Below are 3,070 nucleotides of genomic sequence, written 5' to 3' on the forward strand. Positions count from 1 at the left end.
GCCGACCTGAAGGACCTGCGCGGTGAGTGGAAGCGCGCCGGCGCCGGCTTCGCCTGCACGGTGACCCCGCCGCGTCAGCTGTCGCAGGAGCAACTGCTGGCCGTCATGGCGCGCGCCTGCATGCGCCTCGGCCCGCTCTTCGTCGGCGATTCCGCGGCCACCGCGACCGCGGCGCTCGGCCAGCCGCACCGGACGTTGAAGCAGCCGCAGGACAAGGTCGCCTGGATCTATTTCGTCGGCCAGCGCGAGCACTATCCCTATTTCGTCGTGACCGTCGCCGCCGACAGGATCGTCGCGCTGCAGGTGACCGGCGACGGCACCACGACGGCCACGGGCTATGAGCTCAGCAGCGTCGGGCTCGGCGCCACCACCGATGATCTGGTGAAGGTGTTCGGCCAGCCCAGCCATTTCGAGCCGAGCGAGTTGAAGGGCGTCGAGCTCTGGACCTACCCGCCGCACCCGTTCTCCTTCGAGCTCAAGGGCGGGCGAGTGATGTCGATCCGGGTCGGCCGGCCGTGATCCGGCTCCGCCGACCGCGCAGCGCGGACTGATCTGCGCGTCGCGGCGACCTGGAGCATGATGCGTTCCCGCGGAATCGCATCGTGCTCTCATCTCGCTGTTCGCGCATGGTCTGTTCGGACGTCCGGTGTCCGCTTCTCCGGCTCATCCTCTAGCCGCCGGGCGACTTTGCCGGCTCCGCGCCGCCATGAGAGGCCTGATCGGCGCCGTGGGATGACGCCGGAACAGTCTCCGCCGCCGCCGGCGTCTGATCTGGCTTGGCGCCAGCGGTCTCCGCGGTCGCGGCGTGGTCGTCCGCGCTCTTGTTGCTCGCGCCGCCCGTGTCCGGCGCCTTGTCCGGTTTGGACGGCTCGGTCAATGTCGCGCGCGTGGCCTGCACGATCGGCGCGGCGGCATCGGCGCTGGCATGAAAGAGGTAGTCCTCCGCCGAGCGCGTGAAAAGGTAGCCGCCGCCGGCGGCGTCCTTCTTGTAGCGATAGGTGAGCTGGCTACCGTCGGTCCGTTTCAGCGTAACAGTGACGTCGGGCGCATCGGTTTCGCTCAACGCCGCCTTGCCCTTGCCGCGCACGCCGTCGAAGGGGGGATGCGCCATTGCGCTGACCAGGGCGTCGATCTTGTCGGGCCGCGGCTTCTCGTCCTGGCCGAGCCCCGCCAGCGTGAACTTGCCGTCCTTGCCCTCGATGGTGACGTCGCCGACATTGACGCTCGCGATCTTGTCGCGCGGCGTGTCCAGCATGTCCTGCTGCATCCAGGCGCTGGGCTCCGCCGCGATGTCGTAAGTGGCGAGCTCGACGGCAAAGACCGGAGAGGCATCGCCGGCCCGGACGTGCACCTGGCGATAGGCCGGCGAAGTCCCGACCAGAAGCTCGCCGGCCCTGCTGCCGCCGCTCGTCAGCACCACGCGCCGCTCATGAACTTTCTCCGTGACCTTGAATCGCTCGGCCGCCGCATCGGTCTTCGCGACCGGCCAGCCCTTCTTCAAGCCCGCGATGCGGTCGAGCAGGCCGTTGATCTTCGTGGTGTCGGCGGGAAAGTCCGCCGACGCGGGTATCACCCATTTGCCGTCCTTCCGCTGGAGCGTGACGTTGTGGCCCGCATCGTCGTCGATCGCGATCTGATCGACCTTGGACGGCACGAACGAGACCAGCGGCTCCTTGGCCTCGAACGCGGCATGATCGGAGCGGTTGACCGCGAAGGTGAGAGCCAGCGCGAGCTGACCGCCCAGCAGCGCCGTGAGCAGGATGGGAAGGCTTTTCATGTCCGCGCCTCCGCGATGCCGAGCATGTCGAGATATCTCCGTTGAGCGCCGCGCCGCAGCGCGCGGCGTACGATGTAGACGAGCGCGAGCCCGGCGAGCGCGAGCGCATAGTTCAGGTATTCCCAGAACATCTGGCCGCCGCTCTGCATCGGGGCGAGCGTGCGCGAGAACTGACCGCCGCGGCTGCGCAGCGCCAGTAGCCCGCGATCCTCCAGCGACCAGTCGACCACGTTCTGGGCGAAGTCGAGCGGCGCCAGATATTGTGTGCGGTCGACGCTGGAGGCGAGCTGCAGCACGTCGTCCGACAGGAACGTGCCCGAGCCGATCACGATCAGCCGCGCGCTCTCGGGCGAGCGGGAGATCACGCCGGTGATGCTGGGCTTGGCGTCGGCAGCCGCCGCCTTCGCCGCATCATCGGTCTTCGCATCAGCCTTCGCGTCGGGTTTGGGCGGAGCCGCGTCCTTGGCGAGCGGCGATGGCTTGCCGGCGAAGAACGACGTGAACTCGCCCTCCATCATCGCCCCGAGCAGCTGCCGCCCTTGCTTGTCGGCCGGCGGGAAACCGGTGTCGGGATGCGCCTTGAAGTCCGGCACGACGTTGGTCGTCTTGGCGGTCCAAGAATGCGGCGAGCTCTGGATCAGATCGACGATCTTGCGCTTCTTGCCGACCTTGTCGGCGTCGATCGTCAGCGGCGAGGCCCAGGACAGCGTCAGCTGCTGGGTGCCGGCCGAGGGCGCCGCGCCCTGCGCCAGCCCGTCGCTGCGGATGTCGGCGAAGAACGGGTAGTCCATCAGCCGGATCTGCCGCACCTTGATGCCGCCGCCGACGTCGCGCTCGGTCGGGATCGGAAACGAGGCGTTCTGGCGGTCGAGCACCATGCTGTCGCCGACCTTCACGCCCTGGAACGTCAGCCAGTCCTCGAGGCCCGACGGCGTCTTCGCCACGTCGAGATTGCCGCGCAACGACGGCTCATAAGGCGAGGTGGCGACGATCACGGTGCCGCCCTTCATCAGGAACTGGTCGACGGCGAACACCTGCTTCTGATCGAGCTGCTGCGGCGAGGCGACGAACAGGATGTCGGCGCGCTCTGGAACGCGTCCGTCCTTCAGCTGCGTAGCGTCGACGAGCGTGTTCTCCTGCAGCTTCTGCTGCAGCAGATCGAACGACGGACCGTTGCTGCCGGGGATGCCGAGCTGCGGCATCGGTTGCTGCGCCGGCGGCGTATACAGCGCGACGGTGCGCAGCGCACCCGGCGTGAAGCGCTTCAGCCCCGCATCGATGTTGCGCTTCAAG

3 protein-coding genes are annotated in these 3,070 nt (G+C 68.2%); 1 reads left to right on the forward strand and 2 read right to left on the reverse strand.

Features of this window, described 5'->3' with window-relative positions:
- Positions 1-519, forward strand: a 519-nt coding sequence (locus BRAS3809_RS28660; protein ID WP_035659209.1) for a hypothetical protein, incomplete at its 5' end; no start/stop codon positions are given.
- A 151-nt stretch (positions 520-670) separates the two neighbouring features.
- On the opposite strand, the gene BRAS3809_RS28665 is transcribed toward BRAS3809_RS28660, so the two are convergent.
- Both BRAS3809_RS28665 and BRAS3809_RS28670 read right to left on the reverse strand, forming a co-directional pair.
- Positions 671-1,777: a DUF4340 domain-containing protein gene (locus BRAS3809_RS28665; protein ID WP_008965505.1), complete on the reverse strand. Its 1,107-nt coding sequence runs from the start codon at positions 1,775-1,777 to the stop codon at positions 671-673.
- Positions 1,774-3,070 (reverse strand): Gldg family protein (locus tag BRAS3809_RS28670; RefSeq protein WP_035659210.1); only part of this gene is annotated, 1,297 nt, incomplete at its 5' end. The genes BRAS3809_RS28670 and BRAS3809_RS28665, both read right to left, overlap by 4 nt.

This window comes from Bradyrhizobium sp. STM 3809 (assembly GCF_000239795.1).
In the GTDB taxonomy this organism is placed as follows: domain Bacteria; phylum Pseudomonadota; class Alphaproteobacteria; order Rhizobiales; family Xanthobacteraceae; genus Bradyrhizobium.